General features: G+C 62.2%; 32 protein-coding genes. 23 read left to right on the forward strand and 9 right to left on the reverse strand.

Going from position 1 to position 26,855, the window contains the following annotated elements; all coding sequences use genetic code 11:
• Positions 1 to 81: 81 nt before the first annotated feature.
• The 6 genes from QFZ88_RS22995 (at position 82) to QFZ88_RS23020 (ending at position 7,394) form a co-directional block, all read left to right on the forward strand.
• Positions 82 to 825 carry an antitoxin Xre/MbcA/ParS toxin-binding domain-containing protein gene (locus tag QFZ88_RS22995; RefSeq protein WP_024926761.1) on the forward strand — a complete coding sequence of 248 codons (744 nt, stop codon included), beginning with the start codon at positions 82 to 84 and terminating at the stop codon, positions 823 to 825.
• A 338-nt stretch (positions 826 to 1,163) separates the two neighbouring features.
• Entirely contained in the window at positions 1,164 to 2,303 is a 1,140-nt protein-coding gene (locus tag QFZ88_RS23000) for a porin (protein WP_024927283.1), read from the forward strand.
• 126 nt (positions 2,304 to 2,429) lie between these two features.
• Positions 2,430 to 3,191, forward strand: a complete 762-nt coding sequence (gene recO, locus QFZ88_RS23005) for a DNA repair protein RecO (RefSeq protein ID WP_024923929.1) — start codon at positions 2,430 to 2,432, stop codon at positions 3,189 to 3,191.
• On the forward strand, positions 3,188 to 3,706 hold the full coding sequence (locus tag QFZ88_RS23010) for a PaaI family thioesterase (RefSeq protein ID WP_024923928.1): 519 nt from the start codon (positions 3,188 to 3,190) through the stop codon (positions 3,704 to 3,706). Before recO ends, QFZ88_RS23010 begins: the two co-directional genes overlap by 4 nt.
• Positions 3,707 to 3,753: 47 nt before the next feature.
• Complete coding sequence (locus QFZ88_RS23015) at positions 3,754 to 6,513, forward strand: DUF2339 domain-containing protein (protein ID WP_024923927.1); 2,760 nt, start codon at positions 3,754 to 3,756, stop codon at positions 6,511 to 6,513.
• 245 nt (positions 6,514 to 6,758) lie between these two features.
• The gene (locus tag QFZ88_RS23020) at positions 6,759 to 7,394 is read left to right on the forward strand and encodes an outer membrane protein (protein WP_024923926.1); all 636 of its coding nucleotides are present in this window, start codon (positions 6,759 to 6,761) and stop codon (positions 7,392 to 7,394) included.
• Here the strand turns inward: QFZ88_RS23020 and QFZ88_RS23025 are convergent.
• Positions 7,378 to 7,626: a hypothetical protein gene (locus tag QFZ88_RS23025; protein ID WP_137902105.1), complete on the reverse strand. Its 249-nt coding sequence runs from the start codon at positions 7,624 to 7,626 to the stop codon at positions 7,378 to 7,380. The two genes, QFZ88_RS23020 and QFZ88_RS23025, sit on opposite strands and share 17 nt — an antisense overlap.
• On the opposite strand from QFZ88_RS23025, the gene QFZ88_RS23030 reads away from it, so the two are divergent.
• Positions 7,625 to 8,143 (forward strand): sigma-70 family RNA polymerase sigma factor, encoded by a 519-nt coding sequence (locus tag QFZ88_RS23030; RefSeq protein WP_024923925.1) that lies wholly within the window; start codon positions 7,625 to 7,627, stop codon positions 8,141 to 8,143. The two genes, QFZ88_RS23025 and QFZ88_RS23030, sit on opposite strands and share 2 nt — an antisense overlap.
• A complete protein-coding gene (locus tag QFZ88_RS23035) occupies positions 8,140 to 8,925 on the forward strand; it encodes an anti-sigma factor family protein (RefSeq protein ID WP_024923924.1) in 786 nt (261 codons plus the stop codon). Before QFZ88_RS23030 ends, QFZ88_RS23035 begins: the two co-directional genes overlap by 4 nt.
• A 60-nt stretch (positions 8,926 to 8,985) precedes the next feature.
• On the opposite strand, the gene QFZ88_RS23040 is transcribed toward QFZ88_RS23035, so the two are convergent.
• A complete protein-coding gene (locus QFZ88_RS23040; protein ID WP_024923923.1) occupies positions 8,986 to 9,354 on the reverse strand; it encodes a hypothetical protein in 369 nt (122 codons plus the stop codon).
• Between the two features lie 303 nt (positions 9,355 to 9,657).
• On the opposite strand from QFZ88_RS23040, the gene QFZ88_RS23045 reads away from it, so the two are divergent.
• From QFZ88_RS23045 to QFZ88_RS23055, 3 genes are all read left to right on the forward strand, one after another.
• On the forward strand, positions 9,658 to 10,764 hold the full coding sequence (locus QFZ88_RS23045) for a peptidase C39 family protein (RefSeq protein WP_024923922.1): 1,107 nt from the start codon (positions 9,658 to 9,660) through the stop codon (positions 10,762 to 10,764).
• Positions 10,761 to 12,224: a RimK family protein gene (locus tag QFZ88_RS23050; protein ID WP_024923921.1), complete on the forward strand. Its 1,464-nt coding sequence runs from the start codon at positions 10,761 to 10,763 to the stop codon at positions 12,222 to 12,224. The genes QFZ88_RS23045 and QFZ88_RS23050 overlap by 4 nt, the downstream gene beginning before the upstream one ends.
• Before the next feature lie 66 nt (positions 12,225 to 12,290).
• Positions 12,291 to 12,563, forward strand: coding sequence for a DUF3303 domain-containing protein (locus QFZ88_RS23055; protein ID WP_024923920.1), 273 nt, complete (start codon positions 12,291 to 12,293; stop codon positions 12,561 to 12,563).
• Positions 12,564 to 12,586: 23 nt separating this feature from the next.
• Here the strand turns inward: QFZ88_RS23055 and QFZ88_RS23060 are convergent, their stop codons facing one another.
• Positions 12,587 to 12,952 (reverse strand): winged helix-turn-helix transcriptional regulator, encoded by a 366-nt coding sequence (locus QFZ88_RS23060; protein WP_036253907.1) that lies wholly within the window; start codon positions 12,950 to 12,952, stop codon positions 12,587 to 12,589.
• A gap of 92 nt (positions 12,953 to 13,044) precedes the next feature.
• Between QFZ88_RS23060 and QFZ88_RS23065 the strand changes: the two genes are divergently transcribed.
• Positions 13,045 to 13,362, forward strand: a complete 318-nt coding sequence (locus QFZ88_RS23065; protein ID WP_024923918.1) for a DMT family transporter — start codon at positions 13,045 to 13,047, stop codon at positions 13,360 to 13,362.
• Positions 13,363 to 13,369: 7 nt separating this feature from the next.
• On the opposite strand, the gene QFZ88_RS23070 is transcribed toward QFZ88_RS23065, so the two are convergent.
• A complete protein-coding gene (locus QFZ88_RS23070; protein ID WP_024923917.1) occupies positions 13,370 to 13,981 on the reverse strand; it encodes an HD family hydrolase in 612 nt (203 codons plus the stop codon).
• Positions 13,978 to 14,862, reverse strand: a complete 885-nt coding sequence (locus tag QFZ88_RS23075; protein ID WP_024923916.1) for a YgfZ/GcvT domain-containing protein — start codon at positions 14,860 to 14,862, stop codon at positions 13,978 to 13,980. The genes QFZ88_RS23070 and QFZ88_RS23075 overlap by 4 nt, the downstream gene beginning before the upstream one ends.
• 70 nt (positions 14,863 to 14,932) lie before the next feature.
• On the opposite strand from QFZ88_RS23075, the gene QFZ88_RS23080 reads away from it, so the two are divergent.
• On the forward strand, positions 14,933 to 16,264 hold the full coding sequence (locus QFZ88_RS23080) for a dihydroorotase (protein WP_024923915.1): 1,332 nt from the start codon (positions 14,933 to 14,935) through the stop codon (positions 16,262 to 16,264).
• A gap of 122 nt (positions 16,265 to 16,386) precedes the next feature.
• Complete coding sequence (locus QFZ88_RS23085) at positions 16,387 to 16,707, forward strand: YMGG-like glycine zipper-containing protein (RefSeq protein WP_024923914.1); 321 nt, start codon at positions 16,387 to 16,389, stop codon at positions 16,705 to 16,707.
• Between the two features lie 53 nt (positions 16,708 to 16,760).
• Here QFZ88_RS23085 and QFZ88_RS23090 read toward each other — a convergent pair whose 3' ends face one another.
• The 4 genes from QFZ88_RS23090 to QFZ88_RS23105 form a co-directional block, all read right to left on the reverse strand.
• Positions 16,761 to 17,561, reverse strand: a complete 801-nt coding sequence (locus tag QFZ88_RS23090; RefSeq protein WP_024923913.1) for a hypothetical protein — start codon at positions 17,559 to 17,561, stop codon at positions 16,761 to 16,763.
• Between the two features lie 92 nt (positions 17,562 to 17,653).
• A complete protein-coding gene (locus QFZ88_RS23095; protein ID WP_024923912.1) occupies positions 17,654 to 17,911 on the reverse strand; it encodes a hypothetical protein in 258 nt (85 codons plus the stop codon).
• 138 nt (positions 17,912 to 18,049) lie between these two features.
• A complete protein-coding gene (locus QFZ88_RS23100; protein ID WP_024923911.1) occupies positions 18,050 to 18,427 on the reverse strand; it encodes a TIGR02301 family protein in 378 nt (125 codons plus the stop codon).
• Positions 18,428 to 18,468: 41 nt separating this feature from the next.
• Positions 18,469 to 18,900, reverse strand: a complete 432-nt coding sequence (locus QFZ88_RS23105) for an NUDIX hydrolase (protein WP_024923910.1) — start codon at positions 18,898 to 18,900, stop codon at positions 18,469 to 18,471.
• 141 nt (positions 18,901 to 19,041) lie between these two features.
• Here QFZ88_RS23105 and QFZ88_RS23110 point away from each other — a divergent pair, with 141 nt between their 5' ends.
• From QFZ88_RS23110 to rarD, 9 genes are all read left to right on the forward strand, one after another.
• Positions 19,042 to 19,824, forward strand: a complete 783-nt coding sequence (locus tag QFZ88_RS23110; protein WP_024923909.1) for an SOS response-associated peptidase — start codon at positions 19,042 to 19,044, stop codon at positions 19,822 to 19,824.
• 90 nt (positions 19,825 to 19,914) lie between these two features.
• The gene (locus QFZ88_RS23115; protein WP_162531497.1) at positions 19,915 to 20,208 is read left to right on the forward strand and encodes a hypothetical protein; all 294 of its coding nucleotides are present in this window, start codon (positions 19,915 to 19,917) and stop codon (positions 20,206 to 20,208) included.
• 221 nt (positions 20,209 to 20,429) lie between these two features.
• On the forward strand, positions 20,430 to 21,866 hold the full coding sequence (gene cysS, locus QFZ88_RS23120) for a cysteine--tRNA ligase (protein WP_024923908.1): 1,437 nt from the start codon (positions 20,430 to 20,432) through the stop codon (positions 21,864 to 21,866).
• A complete protein-coding gene (locus QFZ88_RS23125; RefSeq protein WP_024923907.1) occupies positions 21,863 to 22,246 on the forward strand; it encodes a VOC family protein in 384 nt (127 codons plus the stop codon). The genes cysS and QFZ88_RS23125 overlap by 4 nt, the downstream gene beginning before the upstream one ends.
• A 4-nt stretch (positions 22,247 to 22,250) precedes the next feature.
• Positions 22,251 to 22,742: a GFA family protein gene (locus QFZ88_RS23130; protein WP_024923906.1), complete on the forward strand. Its 492-nt coding sequence runs from the start codon at positions 22,251 to 22,253 to the stop codon at positions 22,740 to 22,742.
• A complete protein-coding gene (locus tag QFZ88_RS23135; RefSeq protein WP_024923905.1) occupies positions 22,739 to 23,215 on the forward strand; it encodes a GFA family protein in 477 nt (158 codons plus the stop codon). The genes QFZ88_RS23130 and QFZ88_RS23135 overlap by 4 nt, the downstream gene beginning before the upstream one ends.
• Before the next feature lie 16 nt (positions 23,216 to 23,231).
• Positions 23,232 to 24,182, forward strand: coding sequence for a prolyl aminopeptidase (gene pip, locus QFZ88_RS23140; RefSeq protein WP_024923904.1), 951 nt, complete (start codon positions 23,232 to 23,234; stop codon positions 24,180 to 24,182).
• Entirely contained in the window at positions 24,179 to 25,801 is a 1,623-nt protein-coding gene (cimA, locus tag QFZ88_RS23145) for a citramalate synthase (protein ID WP_171021053.1), read from the forward strand. Before pip ends, cimA begins: the two co-directional genes overlap by 4 nt.
• A gap of 138 nt (positions 25,802 to 25,939) precedes the next feature.
• Positions 25,940 to 26,848, forward strand: coding sequence for an EamA family transporter RarD (gene rarD / locus QFZ88_RS23150; protein ID WP_024923902.1), 909 nt, complete (start codon positions 25,940 to 25,942; stop codon positions 26,846 to 26,848).
• Positions 26,849 to 26,855 lie beyond the last annotated feature (7 nt).

The raw sequence follows: 26,855 nt of genomic DNA on the forward strand, positions 1-26,855 counted from the left end.
CGCAACTGTCACAAACCGCACCTATAGCCGTGTACAGCCTAGGCATCATCCCCATGCCGAGGCAGCGGCGGAATGATGCGAATGAACGAATTCAACAGCGCGGCAAGCGGCGTTGTCCGCTCTGAGCTCGAGCGAGTTGTTGCGGCAGCGCTGGAACAAGCCCTGCGCGGTCGCGGTGGTGAGACATCCGAGAATGCCGTGAAGCTGGCGGCTATCGTCGGCGGCAGCGTTGCAACCGCGATCATCAATCTGTCGCCGCGCCAGCACAGAGCGCTCTCGGCTACCCTGAAGAACCCTTCCAAGCTGGCGCCCAAGATCGTCAGGCTGCTGCTGGCCGACGCGGCGCAAGAAACCGAATCGACGTCGGCAAGAGGCCAGCTCGATTCGATGGAGACGTCCGCCGCCTCGCAATCCGAGATGGCCAGCGATTCGCAGCCGCAGCGTGGCGGGCTGGCGTCGGCGCTCATCGAGGATTGGGCAGGGCAGGTGGCCGGCTCGACCTATCTGGAAGAGACGCTGCGGATACCGCGCTCCACGCTGCACCGCTGGCAGCGGCGCGGCGAGGTCATCGCGCTGCGTACCGGCGGCAGGAAACATGTCTTTCCGCTCGCCCAATTCGTCGATGGCCGGCCGGTGCCGGGCATTCGCGAGGTTTTGCAATTGATTGGGCATCCACGCACCGCGTGGTCGTGGCTGATTCGACCAGCCGCGGAGTTCGATGGCGAGGCTCCGATCGACCTTTTGACCAAGGATCGATCCGACGATGTCATCCGCGCCGCGGCGGCGGTTTCCGCCAGCACGGACCAGCTTCCGCAGACGACCTGAGCGCCTTCGTTCCCGGTTGTTTCACCGCCCTTTACGCTCCTTTCGAGAATATTATTCGACGAAGAGTGCGCCTTTTATGACAGTTTTCTGTCGTTGTGCCGTTTGTGCCAAAATCTGTTTAAAATCAACATCTTAGTTGTAAATATACAACAAGCTTCCGTTGAATCCGCGCGGACGGCGTTGTGCGGTGCAATATTCATTGAAAGCGAGAATTCGATGCGTATTGTCCCGATCGAAAGAGCGCGCTGACGTGCCTCCTTCAACAGGCGGTTGGCATTTTTTGGCCCTCGGCCGAGAACACGAAAACACATTTTGAAAAATTGACTGGAGAGGTCAAAATGAACATCAAGAGCCTTCTGCTCGGCTCGGCTGCGGCACTGCTCGCAGTCTCCGGCGCGCGTGCGGCCGATGCGGTCGTCGTTGCCGAACCGGAACCCGCTGAATACGTCAAGATCTGCGACGTCTACGGCGCTGGCTACTTCTACATCCCGGGCACCGAAACCTGCCTGCGCGTCGGCGGCTATCTCCGCTATGACGCCGGCTTCGGCGACATCGGCACCTTCGACGGTTCGGTGACCAATGATCGCCTGAACGGCGACAGGCAGCACACCTACTACAAGAACGCCCGCTTCGCGCTGAAGACCTGGACCGGTCAGGAGACCGAGCTCGGCACCCTGAAGACCTACACCGAAACCCGCTTCCAGTTCGGCAACACCAATGCCGACGGCACCGCGCAGAACAAGTCGGTGTCGCTGAACTTCGCCTGGATCCAGCTCGGTGGTCTGCGCGTCGGTAAGGACGAAACCGCCTACGACACCTTCATCGGCTACGCCGGTAACGTCATCCAGGACACGATCATCCCGTATGGCGGCAAGGACACCAACCTGATCAGCTACACCTTCGATGCCGGCAACGGCCTCTCGGCGATCGTGTCGCTCGAACAGGGCGCCGGCAGCTATTCGCGCGTCAAGCGCGTTGGCGACACCTGGGTCTCCGACAACAACACCATCGACAGCTATGTTCCGCACGTCGTCGGCGGTGTGAAGTACAAGGGTGACTGGGGTTCGGTGACCGGCGTCGTTGCTTACAACAGCGCCTTCGAAGAGTGGGCCGGCAAGGTTCGCCTCGACGTGAACGCCACCAGCGACCTCACCCTCTTCGTCATGGGCGGTTACGGTACGGACGACAACATCGACCGCAACCAGTACAAGCCTTGGGGCGGCAACTGGGCTGTCTGGGGTGGCGGTACCTACAAGTTCAACTCCAAGACCAAGTTCAACACCCAGATCTCGTATGACGACAACCGCAATCTCGCGATTGCCGCCAACGTTGCCTACGAAATCGTCCCCGGCTTCACCATCACGCCCGAAGTGGACTTCCTCCACAACGGCCGTTACGGCGAGGCAGGCTCGACCTGGACCAAGGCCGACAAGAAGAACAGCCTGGGCGGCATCATCCGCTTCCAGCGCAACTTCTAATCAGCTTCAAACCCTGGTTTTGCGGCCCGCGACAATCGTCGCGGGCCGTTTCCGTTTGGCGGCAGCAACTGTCCGGTTGTTCGCCTGCTTCTTGATTTCGTCTCAGAAGGCGTCAAATCTCCGCCCATGGAATGGCGCGACGAGGGAATCGTTCTCGGCACCCGCAAGCATGGCGAAACCAGCGCCATCCTTGAGGTGATGACACAAACGCATGGCAGGCATCTCGGCCTCGTGCGCGGCGGTCGTTCGCGCAAGATCCAGCCGGTGCTCCAGGCTGGCAATCGCGTCGATCTGATCTGGCGCGCGCGGCTGGACGAGCATCTGGGCACGTTCCAGGCTGAAGCGATCGAGATGAACGCTGCGCGGCTGATGGACAGCGCCGTCGCCGTCTACGGCCTGCAGCTTCTGGCCGCGCATCTGCGCCTGTTGCCGGAGCGTGACCGGCATGACGGTCTCTACGCCACCTTGGGCGTGATCGTCGAACATCTCCAGGATGCGGATCTTGCCGGCGAACTGGTGGCGCGTTTCGAATTGCTGGTGCTCGATGAACTCGGTTTCGGCCTCGATCTTACGGAATGTGCCGCGACGGGTACCAGGCAGGATCTGACCTATGTCTCGCCGAAATCGGGCAGGGCGGTGTCGCGCGAGGCGGGCGCGCCGTGGCACGACAAGATGCTGGTGTTGCCGGGCTTCCTGCAGAGAGGCGGCGGGCAGCATGCCGACCCAGACGCCATCGAGGATGCATTTCGCCTGACCGGTTTCTTCTTCAGGCGCCATGTCTACGAGCCGCGCGGCATCGAACCGCCCGATGCGCGTTCGGGATTTCTCGCGGCCCTGCGCAAACATCATGCCGGCCCGAAGGCCATTACGGGAGACAACGCCGCATGAGCGCAATGGAGCTTTACCCGGATCTGGTCTCGCCCATGGGTGTAGGCACCATCCCGCATGCCGAAATCGCTGACTGTTCGGGGCTGGAATTCCTACAGCGCATTGTCGATGGCCAATATCCGACCCCGCCGATGGCCTACCAGATGAATTTCGGCTTGACCGAGGTGGCGGAGGGGCGGGCGGTCTTTCGTGGCGTGCCCAATGAGAAGCATCTCAATCCCATGGGCGGCGTGCATGGCGGCTGGGCGGCGACCATCCTGGATTCCGCGCTCGGCTGTGCCGTACAAACCTTGCTTGCGAAGGGCGAGGCCTATGCCACGGCAGAGTTCAAGGTCAATCTGATGCGCCCCATCACGCCGAATAGCGGCGAACTGGTCTGCGAAGGCAGGGTCATCCACAAGGGGCGTACGCTGGCGGTATCGGAAGCGAGCCTGAAGGACAGCGCAGGCAAACTGCTGGCTTTCGGCACGGAAACCTGTTCGATCTTCCCACTGGGCAATTTGGCTGCCAGATAGGGCGTATCTGTAGTTCTCGGAAACTGTCAGACTCGGGGATTTTCGCATTGGATACAATCAGCATCATCGCGCTTGTCGTGCTGTTCGTGGTCGTATTGCGGCAACGCTCGCAGCTGTCGAGGATCGAGCGCGATCTTGCCGAATTGCGCGGTATGGCAGTTCCAGGAGCTGCAAAATCGGAAGCCGCGCTGGAGGAAATCCTCACCTCGGCCGGCAAGACGACGGCAATTTCCGCCGGAGCGGCACCGGATGCTGGCAAGGCTCAGGCCGAAACCACGTCGCCTGCAACGCTGCGGGTGGAAGCGGCCCAAGAGGAAAGCGTGCGGCCGGCCGCACATCAGGCCAATGCCCCTGAAGAGGCCGTCGCCGGGCCATGGGGAAGCGCCAGGGCGGAGGCCGCCGGCGATGCGGAAGCTTCGCCCGCGCAAGCGGATGCGTCGCGCAAGCCGGATATAGAAACGGCGCTGGGCACCCGTTGGGCGGTTTGGGTCGGTGGCATTGCGCTGGCCCTGGGTGGTCTGTTCCTCGTCCGCTACAGCATCGAAGCCGGTATCTTTGGCCCCGGTTTGCGCCTCACAATGGCGGCGATCCTTGGATTGCTGCTGATCGGCGGTGGAGAATTCATCCGCCGCACTGGTTACAAGGTGCCGGTCGAAGGTGCGGCCGGCGCCTACATACCGGCGATCCTGACCGCTGCTGGCGCATTCACCCTTTTTGGTACCGTCTATGCCGCGCATGGCATCTACGGCTTCATCGGTCCGGCGGCGGCTTTCGTGCTGCTTGGATTGATTGGTGTCGCGACGATCGCCGCGGCCCTTGTGCATGGCCAGGCATTGGCCGGAATTGGCTTGCTCGGCTCGTTGGCGACCCCGATGCTCGTTGCATCGCAGTCACCCAACCCCTGGGCCTTGTTCGGCTATCTGGCCATTGTGTTGGTCGCGACCGGGTTCATCGCCCGGATCCGCCGCTGGACGCCTTTGATGGCGGCCGCTTTTGCCGGCGTCGGCCTTTGGACCGTGGCTTACATGATCGAAGCGCCGATGCCGGGTTTTTCGGTCCTGGTCTTCATCAGCCTTGTCACGCTTGTCGTGCTCGCTTTCGTCTGGCTCGGCAAGGAACAGGACGCCGTTTCGGCGACGCTCGGCTTCGATCTGCCCTCGCTCGCTCCGGCTATCTTCGTGGCCTTGTCGGCATTGCTGCTGTTCGTTGAACCACGCTTCGCCGAGATCGGGGGCGCCTGGCCGGCGACTATTCTGATCGCCGCCTTGCTTGCGGCCGCACTGTTCAGGCCTCAGGCGCTGCCGCTGCTCTTCGGTGCAGGCGTGGCGACGGTCTTCGCCTATCTGCGCCTGACGCCTCTCGCGACCGCGTCGATCGATTTTTCCGGCTACGCGGTGATGGACACGATGCCGGTAGCGGCGGCGGCCGGAACCTCGATGGTTCGCATCGGCCTGTTGCTCGGTCTGCTCTTCCTCGGGACCGGCTTGTGGAGCGCTCGCCGCCATGTCTCGGCCAGCCTTGTCCAGTCGGCTTCATGGGCCGCTTGGGCGGCTGTTGCACCCTTGGTCATCGTCCTGTCGCTCTGGGTCACCTTCGGCAATCTCGACCGCGACCTTGTCTACGCCCTGATTTCCTTGCTGTTGCTTGCGGCCCTCGTCGCGGGCGGCGAATGGATCGCGCGTGCCGAAGAACCGCAGTTGACAGGTGGGCCGGCGGTTTCCTTCGCCCTTGTCGGCGCGGGTCTTGCCGCGGTCCTGATGCTGCACATGGCATTCGGGTCAGGCATAACGACGGTTCTGTTGGGTGCTGCGGCGGTTGTGCCCGCCTTGGCCACGCGCTGGCGCAGCTATCCGGTACTGGGCTGGCTGTCCGTCGGCGCCGTGGTCGGCGTGCTGGCGCGTGTCGCCTTCGACCCGACGATCGTCGGAGCGGATTTCCTGTCCAGAACGCCAGTCTTCAACTGGCTGTTGCCTGGTTATGGCGTGCCGGCGCTCGCCTTTGGCTTCGCCGCCTGGCAGTTGGCGCGCACCACCGATGGCCGACCGCGCCTTGCCATGGAAGCCGGATCCGCGCTGTTTGCGCTGCTGGGCGTTGCCATGCTGGTGCGCCATGCCATGCATGGCGGTGTCATCGACGACGGCCATGTCACCTTGGCCGAGCAGGCCATCTACACGTTGATCACGCTCGGCGCCGGCGCCATCCTGATCAGCATCGACATGCGTTCGCCGAGTTCAGTGTTGCGTTATGGCTCGCTGATCGCGGGCGTCGTGTCGGCGCTGACGATTGTCAGCCAGCACTTCGCGATCCTCAATCCGTTGTTCACCGACGAATCGACCGGCCGCATCCCTGTCTTAAACCTGCTCTTCCTAGCTTATCTTCTGCCAGCCCTGGCGGCTGGCGCATTGGCTTACTATGCGCGCGGCAAGCGGCCGAAATGGTACTCCGCGATGCTGGCTCTGATGGGAGCCTTGCTGGCTTTCGCCTATGCGACCCTGTCGGTGCGGCGTTTCTTCAAGGGCGAGTTCATCGGTCTGTGGAGCGGCATGGAGCAGGTGGAAACCTACAGCTATTCCGCGCTCTGGTTGCTGCTCGGCGTGATTCTTTTGGTGGTCGGCGTGCGGTTCCGTTCGCAGGTGCTGCGCATTGCTTCGGCGGCCCTCATTGCAATAGCGGTGCTCAAGGTCTTCCTGTTCGACATGTCGGAGCTGGAGGGCGTGCTGCGCGCGCTGTCCTTCATCGGGCTTGGCGCCGTGCTGATCGGCATCGGGCTTTTCTACCAGCGCCTGCTGTCGCGTGCTGCTCGGTAGGTAGCCGCGATGCTAAGAGAAATTTAAGGAACGTTACTCAAATATTACCGATAAATATTTGTTTTTGCTAAATTTTGCGCAATGTTGGCGTAATCCAGAGCGGTCATCTTCCGCATGCAACCAGCTAGCTGGTGCACGGGGCCTGACCGGCGGATTGCTTCCCCAGTCGCCGTACGGTCGAGGCCTTGTCAACGGGCTGCGGAGCTAACCGCTCCGCAGCTCAATCACTTTCGGAGCTAAAAACCATGACCAAGCGAAATCTGTTTCTCGTCATGTTCGCTGGCCTTGCACCTTTCGCCGTGCCGGCCACGGCAGCCGATCTGGCATCCAACAACTACGGCTCGCAAAACTATTCGGACGCTGCCTACAACTGGTCGGGCAGCTATGTCGGCGGCCATCTCGGCACGTCGTCCTCGGGTTTCCCGAACCCGTTCTCGAGCAAGAGCGGCTTGCAGTTCGGCGGCCAGCTCGGCACGAACTTCCAGAGCGGCGGCATTGTCTATGGTGCGGAACTTGACGGTTCTTATTCCAGGGGCGCCAAGCACAAACTCGACGATGGTGCCGAACTGAAGCGCACCTGGATCGGCGCCGCCAAGGTTCGCGCCGGCGTTTCCTTCGACAAGACCCTTGTCTACGGCACGGCGGGCTATTCGATGACCAAGGTCAAGCCTGGCGGTACCGTTGCATCCGGCGGCAGGTGGAAAGGCGGCTATCTGTTGGGTGGCGGTATCGAGCAGGCCTTCGCCGGCAACGTCTCGGCCAAGGTCGAATACAACTACGTCAACTATGGCGACGTCGACTACACGTTGCGCAACGGTGCCAAGCGGTCGGCCGATCTGTCCGCCCACACCGTCAACATGGGCGTCAACTACCGGTTCTGACACCGGCAAAACGAAGACTGTTCCAGCTCAGTCGTCGCAACGCCGCCGATCCACAAGGATCGGCGGCGTTGTCGTTTTCGGGCATTTTACCGTTCAGGATCGGGAATAATCCTTCGTCGGCCGCCGTTTTCCTGACGATGGCAACGAAGCGGGTATTTGCGCTGCTTGCGCCGATCGGCGAAGGCGCGTTCAATCGACCGGCAACGGAAGAAATTGGCGAACCGCCGCTCATGGACGAGAGGAAGGCAGCGATCCTTGGTGAGATTCCGCGCTTGCGCCGCTATGCGCGCGCTTTGGTGCGCGACCGCGATTCCGCTGACGATCTCGTCCAAGATTGCTTGGAACGGGCCCTGGTCAGGCTGGACAACTGGCAGACTGGCGAAAGCCCGAGGAAATGGCTGTTCACGATCATGCACCACCTGTTCATTGACCAGATGCGCAAGGTGAACCGGCGCGGCGAAGCGGCGATGCTGTCGCTGGATGGCGACGAGGCGCTGGCCGTGCCGGCAATCCAGGTTGAAAGTCTCGCTTCCCGCGAGATCATCGAAGCGTTGCACGCGATCAGTCCCGAGCGTCGCTCCGCATTGGTCATGGTGGCGATTGAAGGTTTCTCCTATGCCGAGGCCGCCGGCATCCTTGGTATTCCCGCAGGCACGCTGATGTCGCGCATATCGCGAGGCCGCGAAGATTTGCGCGTGCTGCTCGATGACAAGGCGCGCCGTCGATCGCTGAGGGTGGTCGAGAAATGACCGCACGCGATTTCACCGAACGCGATATCCACCTTGCTCTGGATGGCGAGTTGCCGGCCGAGGAGCGCGCCGCGTTCGAGAGCTGGCTGGACAGCAATCCCGAGATGAAGGCGAGGGGCAGCCGCTATGACGCCGACGGTGCGGCGCTGCGTGCCGCGTTCGCCGGGGTTCTTGAAGAACCGCTGCCTGCCCGCTTCACCGACATGGTTGCGGGCAAGGAACGTGTTTCTCGGGTAAGACGGTCGCCTTGGTGGCAGGCCGCCGCTGCTGCGGCGTTACTCGCGGTCGGCGGTGCGGGCGGCTTTGCCGTCGGCACGCGGGACTTTGGCTTCGAGGATCCGGCCGGAGATCGGCTTGCCGAGGAAGCGGTCGCCGCGCACGCCATCTACGCCTCCGAGAAACGCCACGCCGTCGAGGTGCCTGCATCCGACAAGGAGCACATGCAGACATGGCTGTCGGCGCGACTCGGCTTGAGGCTGGTGGCGCCTGATTTGACCGCGGACGGGTTCCAGCTCGTCGGCGGACGGTTGCTGCCTGCCGGCGAGAGCAAGGCGGCGATGCTCCTCTACGAAGACGAGGAAGGCAACCGTATCTCGCTGTTCGTCACCGGCGATTCGGGCAGCAACGCCAAGGGCACCTATGCCGCGCAGAACGGCCCGACGGCGGTTTACTGGCTGGACAAGGGTTATGGCTGCGCCGTGGTTGGCTCATTGCCGCGCGAACGGCTCGCCGCGGTTGCCAGGAACGCCTACGGGCAACTGGTTGCGGGTATCGCGAGTTAGCACCGCACCGTCTGACCGGGCGTGGCTTCGGGACTGAGGGTTGCTCGGGCTGACAGTGCGTCATCCGCAGACTTGGGGATCGCGGTCCATCAGCATCTGTTCCCTCGCTGCCCCGACGATGTTGGCCGCAATCAACAGGCAGGCCACCGTGCAGATGACGGCGATGACCAGATTGAGCCGGTCGCGAAAATAGTGCCCGTTCACCACAGCGCCAACGCCGTAGAGCAGCAAAGCCGGGATCGCGAACAGAAGCGCCGAGATCGGCCCGTCGCAATCGACTGCATCCACGCCCCCGGCCTTGTATTCGTTCGCCGGCATCGACATGGCCAGCAACGCCACCGGCGTGGCTGCGACCAGGATGGCGAGGCCGAGCCATCCAAGCCATTTCGGCCAGGGTCGGGATGGTTGCTGCTGATTGTGGGCGGTCATGCCCCTTGGTGGCATGGCAGAGCCCGGCTGCAAAGCACCATCTGTTGTGGGCTCGCTGTTTGGACGCCGGGTGTGATCGTCGCTGTCGCTTGAGACAATCGTCCGGTAGTCAAACACTTGCACTGGAGCGCTTGCATGTCCGGTGGGGAGAGCCGCTATATCGCTTGGCAAGCCAGCGGAATCTGTCACAATTCAGCCCAAATCGAAGCGCGAAACGCTGACCATGCGTCGGCTTTCCGGTTGGCGCGACGACGTTTCGATTGGGCACTTTCCCTGCCACGCACCGAGGTTTCTTAAGCCCTCATGCCTGCCGAAATCCGCACGGCCCGCCCGTCCGACGTCGATGACCTTGCCGCCATCGAAAACGCCGTCTTTCCCACCGACCGCATCTCGCGCCGCTCGTTCAGGCAATTGATCGAGCGCGAAACCGCCGAAACGCTGATCGCCGAGAGCGACGGCAAGGTCGCTGGCTATGCGATCATCCTGTTTCGCAAGGGCAGCGGCGTGGCGCGGCTCTATTCCATCGCGACAGGACCGGGGCGGGAAGGGCAGGGCATTGGCCGCCTGCTTCTCGATACGGCTGAGGACGTCGCCTTCGAGCATGATCGCATGATGCTGCGGCTGGAAGTGCGCGAGGACAACGCCCGCGCCATCCGCATCTACGAACAGTCCGGTTACCGTCGGATCGGGCGCGAGACAGATTACTACGAGGACGGCACGCCAGCGTTGCGTTACGAAAAGACGCTGCGTGGCCATGTGCCGGTTGCCACCTCGGTGCCCTTCTACGAGCAGACCTGCGATTTCACTTGCGGGCCTTGCTGCCTGATGATGGCGATGGCGAATTTCGACGGCACTTTTCGGCCCGATCCGGTGATGGAAGTGCGCCTGTGGCGCGAGGCGACCACCGTCTTCATGATGTCGGGTCCGGGCGGTTGCGAGCCGTTCGGCTTGGCGGTGGCGGCCTTCGAATACGGACTTTCCGCTGAGGTCTTCGTCTCCTTCGACGGACCGCTTTTCCTGCAATCGGTGCGCAGCACCGAGAAACGCCGGGTCATGCAACTGGCGCAGATCGACTTCCAGCGCCGTGCGGGCGAATACAACATTCCCGTGCGCTACAACGCCTTTTCGATCGACGACATTCGCACCGCGATCGCCGCCGGCAAGCTGGTTGTCGTTCTGGTCAGCGGCTTCCTGATGTTCGGTAAGAAAGTTCCGCACTGGGTTCTGGCGATCGGCGACGACGGTGACCATATCCTGATCCATGACCCGTGGGTCGAGGACGAGCGGGAAGAAACCGAGTCGGACGCTGCCAACATTCCCGTGCCTTACGACATCTTCATCAACATGGCGCAGTTCGGACGCGACGGGCTGCGCGCTGCCATCATCCTTGGAGCGCGTGACAGACAATGACCTGGGTCATCCTCACCGGCAGGCAGAACGACATCGACCAGGTGGCCACGCCGCACAAGATCATCACCAGCCGCGATTATCTGGCGCACCCGGGCCTCTTCCGCGGGCAGCGCCCGAAGGTCATCAACCTCTCCAACCGATATGACTACCAGAGCCGTGGTTATTATGCCTCGCTGCTCGCCAGCTCGCGTGGCCACAAGGTCATCCCGACCGTCGAGACGATGATCGACCTGTCCGAACGCAAGCTCTACGAGCATGCGCTGCCGGAACTGGAACTGGCCCTGAACAAGTGCCGCAAGGATCTTGGTGGCGCCTTTCCAGCCAAGATGCACGTCTTCTTCGGCATCGGCCCGAGCAAGGCCTGGGACCGTTTCGCCAAGCTTCTGTTCGACTGGTTCCGGGCGCCGGCACTCGAGGTAGCCATCACCGATGGCGGCGAGTGGGCCTCGATCCGCAAGATCGGTTTCTACCCGCTTGCGCGCATGACGGAAGACGAGGAGAAGCGCTTCCTCGAATGCCTGGATGTCTACACCGGCCGCGAATGGCGCGACACCAAGGCGCGCACGCCGGCGCGCTATACTTTCGCGACGCTGGTCGATCCGCACGAGCAACTGCCGCCTTCGGCAATCTCGTCACTGCGTTATTGGGCGAAGACCGCTGAGAAGATGGGCGTCGAGGTCGAGCCGATCACCAAGAAGGATCTGGCCAGGGTCGCCAACTACGACGCACTGTTTATCCGCGAGACGACCTCGATTTCGAACCATACCTATCGTTTCGCCCGCCGTGCCCAGCAGGAAGGCATGCCGGTGATCGACGACCCGCTGTCGATGATCCGCTGCACCAACAAGGTCTATCTGAACGAGCTGATGGCGTTCAACGATGTGCCGGTGCCGCTGACGGTGATGATCGCCGGTTCGTCCGACCTGGAAGTCGCCGCCGATACGCTTGGCTTTCCGCTGGTCTTGAAGATCCCGGACAGCGCGTTCTCGCGCGGTGTCAAGAAATGCAAGGATTTCGGCGAGTTGAAGAAACTGGCGACGGAGTGGCTGGAGGATTCCGACCTGCTCGTCGCGCAAAAATTCATTCCGACCGATTATGACTGGCGCATCGGCGTGCTCGGCGGCGAGCCGCTGTTTGCCGTTCAATATCTGATGGCCAAGCAGCACTGGCAGATCGTCAACCACGACCGTGCCGGCAAGCCGGACGAAGGCGGTTTCAAGACCTTCACCTTGAAGGATGCGCCGGCCCATGCCGTGCAAACGGCTGTCAAGGCGGCCCGCTGTATTGGCGACGGCCTCTACGGCGTCGATCTCAAGGAGACCAAGGACGGCGTTTTCGTCATCGAGGTCAACGACAACCCTAATCTCGACCACGGCTGTGAGGATACCGGCGAGAAGGACGAGGTCTGGGTGCGTCTGACGCAATGGTTCCTCGACCGCCTGGAGCGGAACGGAAAATAGCTGGCGGCTGGCCTGATACCGGCCGCCGCAGGCACCGCTAGCCGGGTTCAGGCAGGAGGGCGATTTATGCAGTTCGTCGTTATCGAGGATTTTCGCGGCGGCGATCCCAAGGCGATCTATCGCCGTTTCCGTGACAAGGGCCGGCTCGCCCCCGAGGGCTTCGTCGTCCATCACAGCTGGGTTGCCGCCGACATGAGCCGCTGCTTCATGTTGGTGGAGGCCGACGACGTGACGCTGGTCCAGCGCTGGGTCGTCGAATGGGCTGACCTTGTCGGTTTCGAAATTGTGCCGGTGGCGACCAGCAAGGATACGGTGGTCGGGCTCAGCCCCCATCTCTGACGCTGTAAGCCGCCACCGCGAAGTCAGGGCCTCAATCCAGCATCGAAGCGCCCGCGGGCGGCATCGAGATCGTCCGAATATCGCTCCGCCCACAGATCGAGGGTGATCAACGCCTCGCTGAGCGACGCGCCAAGCTTGCTCAGGCTGTATTCGACATGCGGCGGCACGGTCTGCATGTCTCGCCTGATCACCAGCCCGTTGCGCTCCAGATCCTTCAGCGTCTGCGTCAGCATCTTTTGCGAGATGCCGCCGATCTTGCGCAAGAGCGCGCTGTTGCGCATCGGGCCCGCCGACAAGGCGGGCAGGATCAGCATCGCCCATTTTGAAGCGATGAGCTCCAGCGCAAGCCGCGCGGAACAGGCGGAATCATAGACGTTGGGAGCAGCCATCGAAAAACCTATAGGCACCAAAAGGTGCGTAATTGCACTTTGGTTCCCATTAACACAAATCAGCCTTCGTCTGAACATCAAAGGAGGCCGGAATGGCTTGGTTTCTTCTTCTGCTCGCCAGCGTAGTCGAGATCGCGATGGGCGTCTCGCTGAAATACGCCGAAGGCTGGACGCGTTTCTGGCCGAGCGTTGGCGGCCTGTTCTTCGCTTTGCTCAGCGTTTTCATTCTCACCTTTGCCATGCGGCATCTGCCAGCCGGCACAGCCTATGCGATCTGGACCGGCATCGGCGCGATCGGCATCGCCACACTTGGCATCGTGCTGTTCGGCGATCCGGCCACTCCGCTGAGGCTCGGCTGTATTGCGCTGATCATCGTCGGTGTTGTTGGCCTGCGCCTCGTCGAAGGCTGAGGCAAATTCAGCGCAAGGCGCTTTCGATCTTCTGGAAGCGCGCCATGAACGCCTTTTCGACCTGCTTCGCCGGTTTCGGCGTCAGGTCGAACTGATCGGCGGAAAACCCGCGCGGGCGGCCGAAAAACTCGGCCGCTTCGGCTAGGTCGAAGCCGGCCAAAGCCGTAGCCTCGAAATAGGCAGCGATCTGGTCGGCGCGCTTGATGTCCTTCTTCACACCTTGCGCGGTCGCCGCCGGCAGCCCGAAGCGCAGATGGATGGCGTGCTGCAGGCGTTCCTCGCAGGATTTATAGCCGCCGCCGACCACTGATTTGAACGGCGATATCATGTCGCCGATCACATATTCGGGGGCATCGTGCAGCAGCGCCGTCAGTTGTGCCGTCGGCGAGGCGGCGGGTACGATCTGGCGGAAGATCTCCTCCACCAGGATCGAATGCTGGGCCACCGAAAAAGCGTGGTCCCCCGAAGTCTGGCCATTCCAGCGGGCGACGCGGGCAAGCCCGTGCGCGATGTCGCCAAGCTCGATGTCGAGCGGCGAGGGATCGAGCAGGTCAAGGCGCCGCCCCGACAGCATGCGCTGCCAGGCACGCGACGGGGCGCCGACGCGGTCCGCCATCAGGCGTCTTCCGAGCCGGCGGTTTCCGGGAAGGTGAAGCGCGCCCAACCGGGAATGGCAAGCGACAGGGTAACGCCGCCGGCGCTGATTTCCTGGCCGGCATCCATCGCCGTCTTGACGCGGTCGATGCGGGCGATCGCAAGACCATGCATGCCGGAGACCGAGCCGAGCGTCCCGACCGGGCGGCCGTCGACCGTCAACTCCGTACCCGGAGCGGGTAGGGGAGAATCGGCCTCGACCAGCAACACGCGCCGGCGCGCCGTACCGCGATGCTGCATGCGGGAAACCACTTCCTGGCCGATGAAACAGCCCTTCTTGAAGCCGATGCCGTCCAATTGATCGAGCAGCACGTCATGTGGGAAGGCGTCGTTCAGCGCATAGTCGTCGCCACTTTCCGCAACACCATGCGAAAGGCGGAAGGCATGCCAGTCGGCTTCAGTGGCATCGGGTGTGGGCAATGGCGCGTCGTAGAAGCGGAAGACGCGAGCGCCGAAGCGGGTGTCGCGAGCGCCCTTGCTTGAATCAACGCTTGAAGCAGCGGAATCACTTTGCGAAGCGTTTGAATCAGATCGCCATGAAACGGCAACAACGGTTTGATCCTGCTTGGAAATATCGGCCTTGGCGCGCAGGCGATAGAACATCAGGCGGCGCACGAAATCGTCAGCGATATCGGCGCGGCATTCCAGCCGGAACGCGGTTTCGCCGGCACGGGAGACCAGGAAATCGAACAGGATCTTGCCCTGCGGCGCCAGCAATGCGCCCGGTTTGGCTTCCGCGTTGCCCAGCCCGTCGAGATCGACGGTCAGGATGTTTTGCAGGAAGTGTTCGGCATCGGGGCCTGAAACGGAGACAAGGGCGCGGTCGGCGAGAAAGGTTGTCGGCATGGGCCTGATCTTGCAATTCGGAGAGCCATTACGTAAGCCGCAGGCAATTCCCACACAAGGGCCGGAGCGGATGGCAGCGATCTACGACCTCATCCTCAAGGGCGGCACGGTCGTCAATCATGACGGCATCGGCCTGCGCGACATCGGCGTCAAGGATGGCAGGATCGCCTCGATCGGCGATCTGGGTGCGGCGTCGGCCGGCCAGACCATCGATTGCCATGGCCTGCATGTGCTGCCCGGAGTGGTCGACAGCCAGGTGCATTTCCGCGAGCCGGGTCTCGAGCACAAGGAAGACCTGGAGACGGGTTCCCGCGCGGCGGTGCTGGGTGGCGTCACGGCCGTGTTCGAGATGCCGAACACCAATCCGCTGACCACCAGCGAAGCGGCGCTGGCCGACAAGATCAAGCGCGCGACGGGCCGCATGCATTGCGACTTCGCTTTCTGGGTTGGCGGCACCCGCGACAATGCCGGCGAGGTCGCCGAATTGGAGCGGCTGCCGGGCGCTGCCGGCATCAAGGTGTTCATGGGTTCTTCCACCGGTGATCTGCTGGTCGAGGACGACGAGGGCGTCGCCTCGATCCTGCGCAACACGCGCCGTCGCGCAGCGTTCCACTCAGAAGATGAATTCCGGCTGCGCGAACGTCTCGGCCTGCGCGTCGAGAACGACCCGTCTTCGCACCCCATCTGGCGCGATGAGATCGCCGCACTTCAATGTACCGAGCGGCTGGTGCGGATCGCGCGCCAAACGCGTGCGCGCATCCATGTGCTGCACATCTCGACGGCCGAGGAGATCGCCTTTCTCCAACAGCACAAGGATGTCGCTACCTGCGAAGCGACCCCGCATCATCTGACCATGAGCGCGGACGATTATGCCCGCCTCGGCACGCTGCTGCAGATGAACCCGCCGGTGCGGGCCGCCCGTCATCGTGACGGCATCTGGCACGGTATCGGTCAGGGCGTTGTCGACGTACTGGGTTCCGATCACGCGCCGCATACGCTGGCCGAGAAGGCAAAACCCTATCCGGCTTCTCCATCCGGCATGACCGGCGTGCAGACCCTGGTGCCGATCATGCTGGACCATGTGAACGCCGGTCGCCTGACCCTGGAGCGTTTTGTCGATCTCTCCAGCCATGGCCCGAACCGCATCTTCGGCATGGCGCGCAAGGGCCGCATCGCCGCCGGCTACGATGCCGACTTCACCGTCGTAGACATGAAGCGCAGGCAAACCATAACCAACGCCCAGGCCGGCTCGCGTGCCGGCTGGACGCCTTATGATGGCAAGCAGGTAACCGGCTGGCCGGTCGGCACCATCATCCGGGGAAGTCGCGTCATGTGGGAAGGCGACATCGCCACGCCTTCGCAGGGCAGGGCGGTGGAATTCTCCGAAGCGGTGATTGGATGACGGTGTTTTCCACTCCGCAAAGAGGCGCGGCCCCTTTCGCTGGGTGGTTCAGACAGCCTGCGTTCATGTTGGATCAGTAAGATTTCCGTCATCGTCCGCATGGACATTACGGAGACGACCCAATGAGCCTTTCCAAACTCGCGACTGCCGGTGCGGTATTGATGACGCTTGCCGTCACCGCCTGCTCGCAGACCGCGCAGCAACAGCGGGCGACCGGTGGCGCAGCACTTGGTGCGGCCGGTGGCGCTTTGGTCGGTCAGGCGATCGGCGGCAACACGGAAAGCACCCTGATCGGTGCCGGTGCCGGCGCGCTGCTCGGCGCGGTTTTAGCAACGTCCGGCGGACCGCAGCCGCGCGATCAGGAGATGTGCCGCTATCAGGACCGTTATGGCCGCATCTTCACCGCGCCTTGCGACGAGCGCTACTACCGTCGCGGCTACTAGAAACAGGCCGCTAAGGGCTTTCTTTCCCGCTCACCGCGCGAATGGGCGCGGTCTCAATCGCCCGCGACGAAGAATGTCCAGCGCCCCTGCGGCGTGATGCCGACGCGGTAGAAGATGTAAGTGCCGAACTGCTTCATGTCCTCGTAGTCGCCGGCGGTGACGATCTTGAACAGCTCGACCCTTTGGCGGGCGTCCAGCTTGGCCAGCGGATAGGCGAAGAAATAAGGCCAGACATAAAGTTCCTGCGGCGTACCCGGGTCGAGACGCACATAACCCGCGTCGAGAACTTCCTGCAGGATGGCGAGGATTTCCTGGCCTTCGGTATCGCCGGACAGCCCCTTCAGGAAGGTGACCGGGTCGCCCTCGATGTCGGTCAGCGACAGTTGCGTGATTGTATCGCCGCTGCCGATCAGCGGGCGAAGCTTTTCGATGTCGCCGCTCTTGCAGGCTTCCACGATGAGATCGCGCATGCGACGCACGGGCTCGGGTAATTTGGAAAGGTCGTATTCAACCGGCGGCAATGGCGCGGCGGGGTCGACCTGCGGTCTGGCAAGGTTGCCGCCACCCTCATTGGGTTTGGCTGGTTCAACCTGCTCCGGCTCATCTTGGCCGGGTGGCGTAGGCTTGTTGGCCGGCGGTATGCGCTGGATCGGGTCCGGCAGTGGCACGGCGCCCGGCTTCGCATTGTCCGGGGCTGCTTGCGGCTTGGCGGGCTGCTGAACGTCGTCGTGCTTGATTTCGCTGAGCGCGGCGGCGGGACGGACAGTGGTCACCCACACCGGCGGCAGCGTCAATGCGAGCAGGCCAACCCCGAACGCCAGGCCACGAGGTCTGTCGAAGGAAGAAATTCTCACCGGCCGCCTCTCCATGCTGCCGGGCAACAGCCCGGTCGGTATGCCGCTTCGTAGCGGGAGGCAGTCCCGCTATTCAGCGCCAGGCGTCAGGATCAGTGCCTTACTTGGTCGGGCCCAAACGCCCCGGCAATCACCTTTTCACGCATCCTGTCGAGCAGGGCAAGGGCCGCTGTCTCTCCATTGGCTCGCAGCATCTCGCAAAAAGCGGTCTCAAGCGCCGCCTCAGCGATGATGTCGGCCTCGATGCCGGCCGAAAGACCTTCGGCCCAGGCCTCGTTGTGACTTTCGACTGCCGTCAGGCGCTTTTCTTCCCTGACGAGGGCGTCGATATCGCTGACTGTGTGTTCCATACGCAACTACCACCCTTTTCAAGCGGTGATCCGTCAAATGAGGATCAAACTCGAACCGTCCCTTTAATGTCCCGTTAAGTTTCCTAGCACAGCACTGTGATGCTGTGCTGCCACAATGGTGAAAAAGTTAACAGCTTGCTAATTGCCGTAGCGCGAGGCGATGTCGCGCGACAGCGTTTCGCCTTCCTTCATGTAGCGGCTGATGGCTTCGCTGGCCGAGGCGGTGCACTGCGTATAGGTGCTGCCGAACGAGCGATAGCCTCGGTTGAAGGCGGCGATGAAGCGTGCGCGACGTTCCGGAGCGGGATTCTCCGAGGTCAGCAGCTTTTCCATCTCGGTCCGCCACTGGTCGCTCTTTTCGCCGCACAGATTGCGCAGGAAATGCAACGACCCGAGAACCTCGGCCAGCCGCATCAGGCCTGGCTCGAACGGAGCCTCGGCGGCAGTGGCAGGCCGCGCCGGGGAGCCGACGGCAAGGACCAGACCAAGGACAAGAAGGGCGAAGGCGCGAACCATAACGCTTTGTGGACAAACAATCTGTCGCCTGCAAGGCGCCTTCAGGCGTCGCCCAAAGGCTTTTTCAGTGGTGAGAGCAGATCGCGGGCAACCGAGAAGACCGAACCGGCCAGAGGCATCGTCTCCATCTCCGCCAGCGTGTAGAACGCAGCGGTCTCTGCATCGTCGGCGGCCTGCGCCTCGCCACCGATATAGCCTGCTCCGAAAACCGTGAGGAGATAGTCGGCCGGATGACTTTCGACCGAGCCGTCGATGAAAATCTCGATCAGGGGACGAAAATCAGCGGCCACGAGGCCGGTCTCCTCGAGAAGTTCCCGTTTTGCCGCCGTCTCCAACGCCTCACCGGCCTCCACCTTTCCTCCGGGGAAGGCGTAGACGCCCTGGGAGGGCGGCTTTGCCCGCTTGACCAGCAGCACACGGTCACCGCGCACGACTGCCACGGATACCGATGGTATGGGTTGCTTCTTGGTCATGACATTCGGCCTCTGGCAGGCTTCCTTGCGGTTCGCGATCAAAGCCTTGGCTGTGGATCGCGGTACCGGATCGAGCTTTAGCGGTTGCGGCGGCGTGGTTCCACCACCACCTTCAGGGCCAGACATCAAAGAGATTGCACCATGTGTGGACGTTTCGCCTTGACCGCGACGCCGGACCAGACGGCGACATTTCTGGGCGTTGACGAGATCGAACCGTTTCCGGCGCGTTACAACATCGCGCCCACCCAGCCGGTGCTGATGACATTGGCCGGCGCGCCGCGCGATCCGGGCTCAAATCGCTCAGACCGAACCGCTGTTCTGGTTCGCTGGGGACTGATCCCGGCCTGGGTCAAGGATACGCGCGACTTTCCGCTTCTGCTCAACGCCCGCTCGGAAAGTGCAGCCGAGAAAGCCTCGTTTCGCGCGGCGATGCGCCATCGTCGCGCCTTGGTGCCTGCCAGCGGCTTCTATGAATGGCGGCAGACCGGCGGCAGGAAAGGGCAGGCCTATTGGATAAGGCCGGCCCATGGCGGGCTGGTCGCCTTCGCCGGATTGATGGAGACCTATGCGGAGCCGGGCGGCTCGGAAATGGACACCGGCGCCATCATGACGACCGCCGCCAACACCGACATTGCCCATATCCACGATCGCATGCCGGTCGTGATCCATCCCGGCGATTTTTCGCGTTGGCTGGATTGCCGTGGCCAGGAACCACGTGACGTGGCTGATCTTCTGAGGCCCGCCGAGCCTGGCTTCTTCGAGGCGATTCCGGTCTCGGATCTCGTCAACAAGGTCGCCAATACCGGGCCGGAGATTCAGGAGAGATTCGTCGCCTCGTCCGAGGGCGATGCGCCGCAACAAAAGGCTGCCAAGCCCGGACGCAAAAAGCCGGGCGACGATACGGATCAGATGTCGCTGTTCTAGTCTTTGTGGATGCGCCGGCCGTGTCGGCGCGCATCGACCTGCACCGCCAGGCCGGTCAGTCGATCAGGCCGCGCGCGGCGAGGTAATCTTGTGCGCGGGCTTCTTGCTCTTCGGTGTGTGGAGCAGGGCGGCCGCGATGGCCGCCGGGCCTATGGCCCGATATTGACTGGCGAGCGCTGGTTGTTTGGCGCGACTGGCTTCTTGCTTGCTGCGTGGCATTTCGACTTCCCCAAGGTCAAGTTCACGTTGATGACGCTGCAAATGATGGCCGATTCCGACCAAATCGTGACGCCTTTCAAAGGAACAGGCGGATACTATAGCACTGAACCCACATGTTTAACAAAAGGTTGTTCGGCTACATGGTCTGTCATCAACCTGGCCTGAACCGGAAAGTTGCGACTTGACGGCAACACGGCCGGGCGCGATAAAGCCGCGCATGAAAACGTCATTCGCCATTTGTGGCATTTGCATTATTGGCTAGCGCACGCGCTGGTCCGGACGTTTTCGCCTCAATTTTCTCCCTGAGTAGACGAACGCCCCGGCCAGCAGGCTGGGTTTGAATTGCGCCTATGCGCGGCGGCCTGGATAGGCCGGGAAGGGGATGAATGTCTGAGGGTTCGAAGGGCCTGCGCCTCTACAATACGATGACCAGGACGAAGGAGGATTTTGTCCCCATCGACCCAACCAATGTGCGCATGTATGTCTGCGGCCCGACCGTCTACGACTTCGCCCATATCGGCAACGCCAGGCCGGTGATCGTCTTCGACGTGCTGTTCAGGCTGCTTCGGCACGTCTATGGCGCCGACCGCGTCACCTATGTCCGCAACATCACCGACCTGGACGACAAGATCAACGCGCGCGCGCTGCGTGATTTCGGTAGCGACATCGCGACCGGAAAGCTGTCGCTCAACGAGGCGATCCGTAAGGTGACCGAAAAGACGGCAAACCAGTTTCACAAGGATGTCGCCACGCTCGGTTGCTTGCCGCCGACCTTCGAGCCGCGCGCGACGGACTTCGTCCAGCCCCGATCAGACGGCAGGACCGACATGATCGGCTTGATTCAATCTCTCATCGAACGCGGCCATGCCTATGAAGCCGCAGGCGAAGTCCTGTTCGATACGGCCTCCATGGTCGACTACGGCCAGCTTTCTAAACGCCCGCTCGACGAACAGCAGGCCGGCGTGCGCATCGCCGTGGACGCGCATAAGAAGAATCCCGGCGATTTCGTCTTGTGGAAACTCTCCTCGCCGGAAGAGCCCGGCTGGGATTCGCCCTGGGGTCGGGGCCGGCCGGGCTGGCATATCGAGTGCTCGGCGATGAGCGCGGCCTATCTTGGCGAAGTCTTCGACATTCACGGTGGCGGTCTCGACCTGATCTTCCCGCACCATGAAAACGAGAACGCGCAGTCGCGTTGCGCCCACGGCACCGATGGGATGGCCAAGGTGTGGATGCACAATGGCTTCCTGCAGGTCGAGGGTCAGAAGATGTCCAAGAGCCTGGGCAACTTCTATTCCATCAACGAATTGCTGGAGACCGAAACTTTCGGCGGCCGCAAATGGCCGGGCGAGGTGCTGCGCCTCGCCATGCTGATGACACATTATCGCGAGCCGATCGATTTTTCGGTGCGCAAACTGGAAGAGGCTGAAAACACGCTTCGCAAATGGAAGCGCGCGGCTGATCTGGCAACCGGCGATAGCGGCCGGCTTCCCGAGGCGGTTGTCGAGGCGCTGTCCGACGATCTCGCTACCTACCCGGCCTTCCAGGTTCTGACGCAGCTTGCCGCCGAAGCATCGGAAGGAAACGAGGCTGCGGCCGGTCTCAAGACGGCACTTCAGTTCCTCGGTTTCAATCTTGCCACGGCGACCATTGACGAACAGGCGGTTTCGAACACCATTGCCGAACGTCTCGCTTTCATTGCCGCCAAGAACTGGGCCGAGGCTGACCGCGTCCGTGACGCATTGCTGGCGCAAGGCATTCAGTTGAAGGATGGCAAGGACCCGGCGACGGGTGAACGCGTAACGACCTGGGAGGTGAAGAGATGATCGATCATACCGGCATTTCCGTCGTCGATTTCGAAGCGGCCAAGACCTTCTACGACAAGGCGATGGCGCCGCTGGGCGCCTCGCTGCTCTACATGGTGCCTATCGAATATACGGGTGGCGAGAAGGTCGGTGGCTATGGCCGTGATCGACCGGTGTTCTGGCTGCATGAGGCGAAAGTGCCCGGACCTGGCCGACACTATGCCTTCGGTGCGACCAGCCGCGCCGACGTGGACGCTTTCCACAAGGCTGCTCTTGCGGCCGGCGGCAAGGACAATGGTGGTCCGGGCCTGCGCCCGCACTATCACGAGCACTATTATGCGGCCTTTGTCTTCGATCCGGACGGCAACAACATCGAAGCCGTCTGCCACAGGCCGGGATAAGACGATGAGCCTCGACAACAGACCTGTGTATGCGGGCGGCTGCCAATGCGGCGCGGTGCGCTTTCGCGTCGAAGGCGTGCTCGGCGACGCTTCGATCTGCCACTGCCGCATGTGTCAGAAGGCGAGCGGCAATTTTTATCAGCCGCTGGTTTCCGTCGGCGGCGCCAGGCTGACCTGGACACGGGTCGAGCCGAAGCACTTCCAGTCTTCGAATTTCGCCCGCCGCGGCTTTTGCCCGGAATGCGGCACACCTTTGACCTTCGAGGCACCGGACGGCATCGCGCTTGCAATCGCTGCCTTCGATCACCCGGAAGAAATCCCGCCGACCATCCAATGGGGCATCGAGGCGAAACTTCCCTATGTCGATACCATCCCGTCCCTGCCGGGCGGGGTGACCGAGGACGATCCCGAATCTTTGCCCTTCGTCACGTCGATGGTTTCTTACCAGCATCCCGATCACGATACTGAAACCTGGCCTCCGGAGAACAGATCATGACAGAGACGATCAGGACTGGTGGGTGCCAGTGCGGGGCGGTGCGGTTCCGTGTTCGCGGCAAATTGGGCCACGCCTCCATCTGCCATTGCCGCATGTGCCAGAAGCAGTTCGGTTCGTTTTTCGGCGCCTTCGTCACCGTGCCCATCGACGGCGTCGAATGGGTGCACGAGGAACCGACCTATTTCCAGTCGTCGGTGAACATCGCACGCGGCTTCTGCAAGCGCTGCGGCACGCCGATGACCTACAAGCAACCCGACGGTCTGGAAATCTCGATCGGCAGTTTCGACGACCGCAGCGATCTCGCGCCAGTGCACCAGGTCAACTACCCGGCGCGGCTGCCGTGGGTGGAGAAGATATTCGAGGCGCCCATCCATAAGAATCCGGACTATTACGCGCGGCAGGAGCAGATCATCTCCTTCCAGCATCCGGACCAGGAAACCGACAATTGGCCGCATAGCGGACTGAAACTGTGATTTTGGAGCTGTGATCTTGGACTTGCGTACACTTTATCCGGAGATCGAACCGTTCGAGACCGGCATGCTCGATGTCGGCGACGGCCACACCGTCTATTGGGAGCGCGCCGGCACCAAGGGTGCCAAGCCTGCGGTCTTCCTGCACGGTGGTCCGGGCGGGACTATTTCGCCCAAGCATCGCCGGCTGTTCGACCCGAAGCTCTACGATATCCTGCTGTTCGACCAGCGTGGCTGCGGCAAGTCCACGCCCAATGCCTCGCTTGATGCCAACACCACCTGGGATCTGGTCGCCGACATGGAGCGGCTGCGCGAGATGGCCGGCTTCGACAAATGGCTGGTTTTCGGTGGCTCCTGGGGCTCTACCTTGGCGCTCGCTTATGCCGAAACGCACCCCGACCGCGTCAGCGAACTGGTCGTGCGCGGCATCTACACGCTGACCCGCGCCGAGTTGGAATGGTATTATCAGTCCGGCGTGTCGGAAATGTTCCCCGACAAGTGGGAACGGTTCGTCGCGCCGATCCCGGTCGAGGAGCGCGGCGACATGATGGCCGCCTACCGCAAGCGGCTGGTTGGCAGCGACCGGCAAAAGCAGGTCGAGGCGGCCAGGGCCTGGAGCCTGTGGGAAGGCGAGACGATCACACTGCTGCCGGACCCCGAAACCAGCGGCAAGTTCGGCGAGGACGATTTCGCCATCGCCTTCGCGCGCATCGAGAACCACTATTTCGTCCATGCCGGTTGGCTGGAAGAAGGCCAGCTCCTGCGCGATGCGCACAAGCTGAAGGACATTCCCGGCACCATCGTCCATGGCCGCTACGACATGCCGTGCCCTGCGCGATATGCCTGGGCGCTGCACAAGGCCTGGCCGAAGGCCGATTTCCACCTCATCGAGGGCGCTGGCCACGCCTATTCGGAGCCGGGCATCCTCGATCGCCTGATCCGCGCGACGGACAAATACGCCGGTAAATGACCATGCAACGCGATCGCCTCTATCTCTTCGACACGACTTTGCGCGACGGCCAGCAGACGCCGGGCATCGACTTTTCTGTCGAGGACAAGATTGCGATCGCCGGCATGCTGGATGAATTCGGCATGGATTATGTCGAGGGCGGTTATCCCGGCGCTAACCCGACCGACACGGAGTTTTTCGCGAAAAAACGCACCGCGCGGTCAAAATTCGTCGCTTTCGGCATGACCAAGCGCGCCGGCGTTTCCGTGTCGAACGATCCGGGTCTGGCTGCTTTGATCCAGGCGAAGTCGGACGCCATCTGCTTTGTCGCCAAGAGCTGGGACTACCATGTCCGTGTCGCGCTCGGCTGCACCAATGAGGAGAATCTCGATTCGATCCGCGTTTCGGTGGCCGCGGCGGTGGCGGCCGGCAAGGAAGCGATGGTCGATTGCGAGCATTTCTTCGATGGCTACAAGGCCAACCCCGACTACGCGCTGGCCTGCGCGCGGACGGCTTACGAAGCCGGCGCGCGCTGGGTGGTTTTGTGCGACACCAATGGCGGCACACAGCCTTCGGAGGTGCGCGCCATCGTCGAACAAGTGATCAGTGCCGGCATTCCTGGCGATCACCTCGGCATTCATGCCCATGACGACACCGGCCAGGCGGTTGCCAATTCTCTGGCGGCGGTCGAGGCCGGCGTGCGCCAGATCCAGGGCACGCTGAACGGCATCGGCGAGCGCTGCGGCAACGCCAATCTGGTTTCGGTGATCCCGACGCTGATGCTGAAGCCGGCCTTCAGCGACCGCTTCGAAACAGGCATATCGGCCGAGCAATTGACGGGCATTTCGCGCCTATCGCGCGCCTTCGACGAATTGCTGAACCGAGCGCCGGAAGCGCAAGCGCCTTATGTCGGCGCTTCGGCTTTTGCCACGAAGGCGGGAATTCATGCCTCGGCCCTGGTCAAGGAACCGCAGACTTATGAACACGTGCCGCCGGAAAAAATCGGCAACCGCCGGCGGGTTATGGTCTCCGATCAGGGCGGCAAGGCGAATTTTCTCGCCGAACTGAAGCGGCGCGGCATCGATGTGCCCAAGGACGACGCACGCCTCGACGCGCTTATTTCCGTGGTCAAGGAGCGCGAGGCCGAGGGCTATGCCTATGAAGGCGCCGACGCCAGCTTCGAACTTTTGGCGCGCAAGATGCTGACTGGCCTGCCGGAATTCTTCGCCGTCACCTCCTTCCGCTGCATGGTCGAGCGGCGGTTCGACGCGAACGGCCAGTTGCGGACTGTGTCGGAAGCCATCGTGAAGGTGATGGTGGACGGCGAGGAGAAGATGTCGGTGGCCGAAGGCCATGGCCCGGTCAATGCGCTCGACCTCGCCTTGCGCAAGGATCTTGGCAAGTATCAGAACGAGATCGGCGATCTCGAACTGGCGGATTTCAAGGTGCGTATCCTGAATGGCGGCACCGAGGCGATCACTCGCGTGCTGATCGAATCGCATGATTCCACCGGCGCGCGCTGGTGGACGGTCGGCGTATCGGAAAACATCATCGACGCGTCCTTCCAGGCGCTGATGGATTCCATCATCTACAAGCTGATGAAGAACCGCGAGATGGCCGGGCTGGTGGCCGCGGAATAGAACCTCGAGGTGGCCTTAGGCAGTTCCGCGCGAAGATCGCCGGACTGCTCTGTTCCGTGCAATCCATCAGTGAAAATCTATGACCCATCAGAAATAGTTGATGGTCTTGGCTTGCTCTCTGGCGCATAGGGTTGGGCCATGACGAGCCAGACTGTGCCAATCCAAGCCGATTCCGACGCCCGCCGTGGCTTTGTGCTGGCGCTTTGCGCCTACCTGCTGTGGGGGCTGTTGCCTTTCTACATGAAGGCGGTGGCGCATCTGCCGCTGGCCGAGGTCATTGCGCACCGCATCATCTGGTCGGTGCCGATTGCGGCCGCCGTGCTGATCTGGCTCGGCCGCACCGCCGATTTCAAGGCGGCGTTGCGCTCACCACGCATGCTGGCCATGGCGGCGCTGACCGCTGCCCTGATCACGGTGAATTGGAGCATCTATGTTTGGGCCATCGCCGTCGACCGCACGGTCGAGACGGCGCTGGGCTACTACATCAACCCGCTTGTCAATGTCGTGGTCGGGGCTTTGCTGCTTGGCGAGCGCCTGACCAAGTTGCAGATGGTGGCGGTGGCTTTGGCGGCTGTCGCGGTCATCGTGCTCACCGTGGAAAGCGGCAAGCTGCCATGGGTCTCATTGGCCCTGGCTTTCTCGTTCGCCGCCTATGGGTTTTTCCGCAAGACGCTGCCCATCGGTCCGAGCCAGGGGTTCCTGCTTGAAGTGCTGCTGCTGTCGGTCCCAGCGCTGGGTTATGCCGTCTGGCTCGCTTCGACGGGGCAAGGGCATTTCGCAACCGGCAACAGCACGGATACGCTTCTTTTGATGGGAAGCGGGTTGGTTACGGCCGTGCCTTTGCTGCTGTTTGCCTTCGGCGCTCGTCTGCTGCGTCTGTCGACCATCGGCATCATGCAATATATCGCGCCGACCATCGTGTTCCTGATTGCCGTCTTCATTTTCGGCGAACCGTTCAACACGGTGAACGCAATTGCCTTCGGGTTGATCTGGGCGGCGCTGGCAATCTATTCCTGGTCGATGCTGACGGCGAGCAGGCAGCGCTGAGCAGGCA

This window comes from Mesorhizobium sp. YL-MeA3-2017 (assembly GCF_030814575.1).
In the GTDB taxonomy this organism is placed as follows: domain Bacteria; phylum Pseudomonadota; class Alphaproteobacteria; order Rhizobiales; family Rhizobiaceae; genus Mesorhizobium; species Mesorhizobium terrae.

Bases quoted from the DNA above. Each gene is read 5' to 3' on its own strand.
- QFZ88_RS22995 (WP_024926761.1), top strand. From the start codon at position 82: ATGAACGAATTCAACAGCGCGGCAAGCGGCGTTGTCCGCTCTGAGCTC.
- QFZ88_RS23000 (WP_024927283.1), top strand. From the start codon at position 1,164: ATGAACATCAAGAGCCTTCTGCTCGGCTCGGCTGCGGCACTGCTCGCA.
- recO (WP_024923929.1), top strand. From the start codon at position 2,430: ATGGAATGGCGCGACGAGGGAATCGTTCTCGGCACCCGCAAGCATGGC.
- QFZ88_RS23010 (WP_024923928.1), top strand. From the start codon at position 3,188: ATGAGCGCAATGGAGCTTTACCCGGATCTGGTCTCGCCCATGGGTGTA.
- QFZ88_RS23020 (WP_024923926.1), top strand. From the start codon at position 6,759: ATGACCAAGCGAAATCTGTTTCTCGTCATGTTCGCTGGCCTTGCACCT.
- QFZ88_RS23030 (WP_024923925.1), top strand. From the start codon at position 7,625: ATGGACGAGAGGAAGGCAGCGATCCTTGGTGAGATTCCGCGCTTGCGC.
- QFZ88_RS23025 (WP_137902105.1), bottom strand. From the start codon at position 7,626: ATGAGCGGCGGTTCGCCAATTTCTTCCGTTGCCGGTCGATTGAACGCG.
- QFZ88_RS23035 (WP_024923924.1), top strand. From the start codon at position 8,140: ATGACCGCACGCGATTTCACCGAACGCGATATCCACCTTGCTCTGGAT.
- QFZ88_RS23040 (WP_024923923.1), bottom strand. From the start codon at position 9,354: ATGACCGCCCACAATCAGCAGCAACCATCCCGACCCTGGCCGAAATGG.
- QFZ88_RS23045 (WP_024923922.1), top strand. From the start codon at position 9,658: ATGCCTGCCGAAATCCGCACGGCCCGCCCGTCCGACGTCGATGACCTT.
- QFZ88_RS23050 (WP_024923921.1), top strand. From the start codon at position 10,761: ATGACCTGGGTCATCCTCACCGGCAGGCAGAACGACATCGACCAGGTG.
- QFZ88_RS23055 (WP_024923920.1), top strand. From the start codon at position 12,291: ATGCAGTTCGTCGTTATCGAGGATTTTCGCGGCGGCGATCCCAAGGCG.
- QFZ88_RS23060 (WP_036253907.1), bottom strand. From the start codon at position 12,952: ATGGCTGCTCCCAACGTCTATGATTCCGCCTGTTCCGCGCGGCTTGCG.
- QFZ88_RS23065 (WP_024923918.1), top strand. From the start codon at position 13,045: ATGGCTTGGTTTCTTCTTCTGCTCGCCAGCGTAGTCGAGATCGCGATG.
- QFZ88_RS23075 (WP_024923916.1), bottom strand. From the start codon at position 14,862: ATGCCGACAACCTTTCTCGCCGACCGCGCCCTTGTCTCCGTTTCAGGC.
- QFZ88_RS23080 (WP_024923915.1), top strand. From the start codon at position 14,933: ATGGCAGCGATCTACGACCTCATCCTCAAGGGCGGCACGGTCGTCAAT.
- QFZ88_RS23085 (WP_024923914.1), top strand. From the start codon at position 16,387: ATGAGCCTTTCCAAACTCGCGACTGCCGGTGCGGTATTGATGACGCTT.
- QFZ88_RS23095 (WP_024923912.1), bottom strand. From the start codon at position 17,911: ATGGAACACACAGTCAGCGATATCGACGCCCTCGTCAGGGAAGAAAAG.
- QFZ88_RS23100 (WP_024923911.1), bottom strand. From the start codon at position 18,427: ATGGTTCGCGCCTTCGCCCTTCTTGTCCTTGGTCTGGTCCTTGCCGTC.
- QFZ88_RS23105 (WP_024923910.1), bottom strand. From the start codon at position 18,900: ATGACCAAGAAGCAACCCATACCATCGGTATCCGTGGCAGTCGTGCGC.
- QFZ88_RS23110 (WP_024923909.1), top strand. From the start codon at position 19,042: ATGTGTGGACGTTTCGCCTTGACCGCGACGCCGGACCAGACGGCGACA.
- cysS (WP_024923908.1), top strand. From the start codon at position 20,430: ATGTCTGAGGGTTCGAAGGGCCTGCGCCTCTACAATACGATGACCAGG.
- QFZ88_RS23125 (WP_024923907.1), top strand. From the start codon at position 21,863: ATGATCGATCATACCGGCATTTCCGTCGTCGATTTCGAAGCGGCCAAG.
- QFZ88_RS23130 (WP_024923906.1), top strand. From the start codon at position 22,251: ATGAGCCTCGACAACAGACCTGTGTATGCGGGCGGCTGCCAATGCGGC.
- QFZ88_RS23135 (WP_024923905.1), top strand. From the start codon at position 22,739: ATGACAGAGACGATCAGGACTGGTGGGTGCCAGTGCGGGGCGGTGCGG.
- cimA (WP_171021053.1), top strand. From the start codon at position 24,179: ATGACCATGCAACGCGATCGCCTCTATCTCTTCGACACGACTTTGCGC.
- rarD (WP_024923902.1), top strand. From the start codon at position 25,940: ATGACGAGCCAGACTGTGCCAATCCAAGCCGATTCCGACGCCCGCCGT.